The organism is Streptomyces mayonensis (assembly GCF_018982965.1).
In the GTDB taxonomy this organism is placed as follows: Bacteria; Actinomycetota; Actinomycetes; order Streptomycetales; family Streptomycetaceae; genus Streptomyces; species Streptomyces mayonensis.
Map to the genome: position 1 here is coordinate 1 of NZ_JACBYP010000217.1, position 5,072 is coordinate 5,072.

A 5,072-nucleotide genomic window follows, 5' to 3' on the forward strand; every position below is an offset into this window, starting at 1 on the left:
CTGCACCGGGGTGCGGGACGTCGTGCCGCCGTCCTGTGCGGGGGCGCCGGGCGGGCGGGCGTTGTCCGGTACGGGTGCCTGCCCCTTGCCGGAGTCGCGCGGGGCCCGTTGTACGGGCGTGCGGGACGTCGTATCGCCGCCCTGTGCGGGAGTGTTGGACGACGGTACGGCGGAACGCTGCACCGGAGGCGTGGCCGCCGCAGGGCCGTCGCCACTCGCGCGCCGGTCGCGCCGTACCGGCGTACCGGACGACGTACTGCCGGATCCGGTGCCCGGCGTCGCCCCGGGGCGGGCTGCCGCTCGCTGCACGGGAGGGCCGGGCGGGGAGTCGGCGGCGGGCGTGGGGCGTTGCTGCGGGCGTACGGCACGCTGCGCCGGGGGAGCCGATGCCGGTGCCGATGCGGAGGGCGCAGAGGACGCCGTCGGGCCGGTGCCGGTGCCGGTGCCGGAACGGTCGGCCGGGGACGGGCCCCCGGACGGTGCGGCGCCGGGTTCCGCTCGGTCGCTGTCCGCCGGCGTCGACGAGGGCGCCGTTCCGGAGGAGTCCGGGGCGGAGTTGTCGGCCCGGCGGCTTGCGGGCAGGGCCCGGCGCTGTACGGCGGGTGTCCCGGTGGGGGCCTTGGTCAGCGCCTGCCGCGGACCGGGAGGGGCGGGCGGCACGGGCGTCACCTGTACCCCGCGGGCGGGCCGGGCCGGTGCGCCCGCCGGTGCCGAGGACGACGCCGACCCGGCGGAGCGCGCCCGCTGAACGGGCGCCGCCGCGGACGTGGCAGCCGGTGCCGGGGTGCCGGACGAACCGCCCCGCGCGCCGGAGCTGCGAGGAGCACCGGAAGCACGCGCGGCGGAAGAGGCGGGAGGAGCAGGAGAAGCAGCGGACGAGGAGGGGGAGGGGGACGAGGAGGGTGTCCGCGATCCGGTCCCCCGCGGTAGGGCCGAACCGCCCCGTGCCCCGGCGGCGGACCCCGTGGGCGCGGTCGGCGCGGGAGGGTCCGCGGGTATCGCCCGCAGCGGCGCGACCGGCATCCGCTGCACCGGTGCCGTGCCCGCCCCGGGCGTGAGCGGTGTGGACGGGTTCTGGCGCGCCGACGGGTCGAACGCGCCCGACAGGAGGCTGTCGCCCGACGCCGGGTTCAGCACCGCGGGGGACGGTGCCCCCGTGAACGACGGGTTCTGCCACGTCGGAAGGCGGCCGCCGAAACCGGCGTCCGCCACTCCCGCACGGGTCCCACCCGTCGTCCGCTGGATCGGCGGCAGGCCCGTCCAGGCGGCGACGGCGACGGGCCCGCGGCCGGTCGGGGCCGCCGAACCCGCGCCCGCGTCAGAAGCCGAGCCCGAGCGGGAGCCCGCATCCGAGCCCGAGCCGGTGTCCGGGCCGGAGCCCGGGCCCGTCTCCGGGCCGGAGCTCGAGCCGGGGAGCGGACGCGCGGAAGCCGCGGACGACGCGGCGGCCTCGCCCCCGCTCCCGTCCGCGCCGTCCCGACGTCCCCGCAGCCGGTCCAGGATTCCCACCGATCAGCCCTCCGCCGTGCCTCGCGTCACGAGGGACGCGATCTGGTCCGTGTACCGGCGGCGGTCCTGGTGCTCCAGGTCCAGGATCGCCTCCAGGCTCCAGTGGAAGTGGTAGGCCACGTACGCGATCTCCTCGTGCAGCCGGTCGGTCGCGTACGTCACGATTCCCCCAGGCGGCTCCCGCCGAGTTCCACCTCGAAGGGCTCCGAGCAGTGCGGGCACTCGACGGCCGCGCGGGTGTGCCCCTCCGCGTTGATCTGGCGGTAGAAGTCCTGGAGGAACGCCAGGTCGGAGGCGAACATGTTCTCCACGACGCCGTCGTGCACCATCGCCAGCGTGCCCAGCCGGGTGATGACCCGGCCGAGCAGCACCACCGACAGGTACGCCGGGTTCTCCTGCACCCGCACGTCGCGCAGCGGGATCAGCTCGTCCCGTGCCGTCGACAGGCGCATCACACCGTCCTTGTGCACGGTGCCCGACTCGTCGACGTACCCGCGCGGCAGTTCGAAGGGGAACTCGGTCCGCAGCTGCTGCCGCGGTGCCGCGTCGACAGGGGGCCCGGCGGGAGGGCCGGCCGGGGTGGCGGCCGGCGCCTCCGCCGCCGCGGCGGGTGCCTTGGCAGGCGTACGCCGCATTACTCGATGACCAGTTCTTCGAACACGATGGTGACGGTCTCGGTCAGCGCGGAGGCCTCGCCCGCCTTCACCGTGCTCGTGTCGATCTTGCTGCACCAGGCGTTGCGCAGGTTGTACCGCTTCACCGGGTTGTCCTCGAAGTCCATCATGATGATCGAGGCGTTCTTGCGCGCGGTGGCCATGCGACCGTTGATCGAGTCGTTGATCCACTGGGTGAACGACGCCGACTGGGTCATACCGCGCACGACGGTGCACTGACCGTCCTTCTGGGTGCCCGGCAGCAGCGCGATCTCGTTCTTGCCGGTCGCGCCGTTGTTCTGCGGGTACTTGATGACGTCCTGTTCGAGGGTCAGGCCACTGACCTCGGCGAGGTACTCGACCATCACACCGTCGATCTGCAGACCGAAATTGTGTGAAGTAAGGGAGTCACCCGGGTTCAGACTCATGTGTTCGCTGTCCTTCTGGAGCTTCTGAAGCCTCGGCGGCTTCTTGACGAGGGTGTACGGGGGCGGCGCCCGAGGCGCCGCCCGAGGTCACGCAGGCGTACGGGCCGCCTACTCCTCCAGCTCCCCGCTGCCGCTGGAGAACTGGGCCAGCCGGAAGATCACGAACTCGGCGGGCTTGACCGGCGCGATGCCGATCTCGCACACGACCCGGCCGAGGTCGACCGACTCCGGCGGGTTGGTCTCCTCGTCGCACTTGACGTAGTAGGCCTCGGTCGGGCTCTGGCCGAACAGGGCGCCGCTGCGCCACTCGTTGACCAGGAACGCGGAGACGTTGCGGCGGATGCGGGCCCAGAGGTTGTGGTCGTTCGGCTCGAAGACCACCCACTGGGTGCCGATCAGGATCGACTCCTCCAGGTAGTTGAAGTACCTGCGGATGTTCAGGTAGCGCCACGCCGGGTCGGAGGACAGGGTGCGGGCGCCCCAGACGCGGATGCCGCGGCCGGGGAAGGAGCGGATGCAGTTGACGCCGATCGGGTTGAGCAGGTCCTGCTCGCCGCGGGTGATCTGCAGCTCCAGGTCCACGGCGCCGCGGACGACCTCGTTGGCGGGGGCCTTGTGCACGCCGCGCTCGGAGTCGTTGCGGGCCCAGATGCCGGCGACGTGACCGCTCGGCGGGACCAGGCGCGACTGGCCGGTGGCCGGGTCGAAGGACTTGATCCAGGGGTAGTACAGGGCGGCGTACTTGGAGTCGTAGCCGGCCGTCTCCTGGCGCCAGACACGGATCTGGCGGGCGTTCTGGCTGGGCGGCGGGTCGATGATGGCGACGCGGTCGCCCATCAGCTCGCAGTGGGCTATGAGGCCGAGCTGGACGGCCTTGACGGCCTCCAGGTCGATCGCACCGCGCTGGTAGGCGGCCATCAGGTCGGGCACCGCGACCATGGAGATCTCGTCGATCGCCTCCAGGCCGCCGAAGCCGGTGCGGTCCGAGGAGTCGCCGAGGTACTCGGCCGGGCCCGGGTGCACGGCCTCGCTCTGGCCGGCCGGGACGGCGGGGGCTGCGGACGGCGGCGCGGGCAGCGTCAGGGTCTGGTTCTCCGGCCGGACCAGCTGCGCGGACGGCGCGGCCTCGGTCACGGTGATGAGCTTGGAGCGCTCCTTGACCTGGGTGACGACGTAGGCGCGGTTGCCCTTCTTGGCGCTCACGTCGAAGGTCTCGACCGGCTTCTCGCCGTCCTTGACGATCAGCTTGAAGCGCTCGGCGGGGCCCTCGCCCTCGGGGTCCGCGACCTCGACGGTCAGCGGGCCGCTCTGGCCGGCGGCGGTGGCCGTCACGGCGAACGTGCCGAGCTGCTTGGGCTCGGCGGCGGTCAGCGCCTTGGCGCTGCTGCCGGTGACGGCGGCGGGCGCGGCGGTACCGTCCGCGGCGTCGCCCGAGGCGTCCTCGGCGGAGCCGCCGACGCGCACGACGTAGGCGGCGGAACCGCCGTTGTTGAAGAACCCGTAGACGGAGTGCGCGAGGTAGTACCCGCCGGTGAAGTCACCGAAGGCCGCCACGTACTGCGTCCAGTTGGTCACCAGCGTGGGCTCGTTCAGCGGGCCGGTCGGAGCGAGACCGACGAAGGCCGCCACCGAGGTGCCCACCCCCTCGATCGGGCGCGAGCCGCTGGCCACCTCCTCGACGTAGACGCCGGGCGACAGGTAGGACGGCATGCTCTGCTCTCCTCGGGGGTACGAGACAAGACATCTGCCAGGGTCACGCGCGTGTTGTCGCCCCGAAACGTCTTTCGGGGCCTGGGCGGGGGCATCTTCGTTGCCCCTGGCCGTGCCCGTTGGGGCAGACTCCTCGACCTTCCCCGCATTCTCCTCCTGGGCCCCTGGCGGACACCCGGCGATTCTGATTCAACACGTTGTGTCAGCTTTCAGTTCGCCAAAATGTCATCTTGCGATCAGTCCCCGTTTCCGGGGCGCGCACCGCCCCGCCGCACCGGGGCGATGCCCCCGCGCCGGCGGGGACGGTGACGGACCCTCGGGAAAGGTTGTCCGTGTCGGACCGCTTGAACGAAACGCACAGACCCCGCACGGACACCGCCGCCCCGGCCCGGCCCCGCCCGCGCGAGGTGCGGCCGCCCCTGGCCTCCTTGCAGGCTGCGGCCGGGAACAGGGCCGTCACCGAAGCCATCCAGCGTGCGGCGGGTGGCCAGCGTCGGAACTCCGCCGACGGCGCAGGGGCGGCCGCCACGGCGACGGCCACCCGGGGACGGTCCGGCTCCGTCCCGGGCCTCGGGGGCTCGGGCGCTGCGCCCTCGGGGGGCGAACGGGAGCAGTGGGCCCGCTGGCGGGAGGAGGCCCAGGCGGAGAAGCAGCGGGCGGAGGCGCAGCGGCTGCGGGACGAGGCGGAGGCGAAGGAGCAGCGCCTGAGGCTGACGGCGGGTGGGACACGGCGGAACTCCGTGGACGGCAGCAGCAAGGGGAGGCCCGCGGG

General features: G+C 73.4%; 5 protein-coding genes and 1 pseudogene. 1 reads left to right on the forward strand and 5 read right to left on the reverse strand.

All coding sequences use genetic code 11. The features are described 5' to 3' along the window. From HZS56_RS37100 to HZS56_RS37120, 5 genes are all read right to left on the reverse strand, one after another. The coding region (locus tag HZS56_RS37100) for a hypothetical protein (RefSeq protein ID WP_216725210.1) at window positions 1–183 on the reverse strand (183 nt) is incomplete at its 3' end. A gap of 1,329 nt (window positions 184–1,512) precedes the next feature. Beyond that, a complete protein-coding gene (locus tag HZS56_RS37105; RefSeq protein ID WP_007450918.1) occupies window positions 1,513–1,671 on the reverse strand; it encodes a DUF6760 family protein in 159 nt (52 codons plus the stop codon). Next, on the reverse strand, window positions 1,668–2,144 hold the full coding sequence (locus HZS56_RS37110; RefSeq protein WP_216725211.1) for a hypothetical protein: 477 nt from the start codon (window positions 2,142–2,144) through the stop codon (window positions 1,668–1,670). Before HZS56_RS37110 ends, HZS56_RS37105 begins: the two co-directional genes overlap by 4 nt. Next, window positions 2,144–2,590 carry a phage tail protein gene (locus tag HZS56_RS37115; protein ID WP_064728563.1) on the reverse strand — a complete coding sequence of 149 codons (447 nt, stop codon included), beginning with the start codon at window positions 2,588–2,590 and terminating at the stop codon, window positions 2,144–2,146. The genes HZS56_RS37110 and HZS56_RS37115 overlap by 1 nt, the downstream gene beginning before the upstream one ends. Window positions 2,591–2,698: 108 nt before the next feature. Next, entirely contained in the window at window positions 2,699–4,300 is a 1,602-nt protein-coding gene (locus HZS56_RS37120; protein WP_216725212.1) for a phage tail sheath subtilisin-like domain-containing protein, read from the reverse strand. Between the two features lie 344 nt (window positions 4,301–4,644). Here HZS56_RS37120 and HZS56_RS37125 point away from each other — a divergent pair. Continuing rightward, a pseudogene (locus HZS56_RS37125) lies at window positions 4,645–5,072 on the forward strand (hypothetical protein); the annotation flags it as partial.

Coding starts and splice junctions, on each gene's coding strand:
- HZS56_RS37110 (WP_216725211.1), bottom strand. CDS start 2,144: ATGCGGCGTACGCCTGCCAAGGCACCCGCCGCGGCGGCGGAGGCGCCG.
- HZS56_RS37115 (WP_064728563.1), bottom strand. CDS start 2,590: ATGAGTCTGAACCCGGGTGACTCCCTTACTTCACACAATTTCGGTCTG.
- HZS56_RS37120 (WP_216725212.1), bottom strand. CDS start 4,300: ATGCCGTCCTACCTGTCGCCCGGCGTCTACGTCGAGGAGGTGGCCAGC.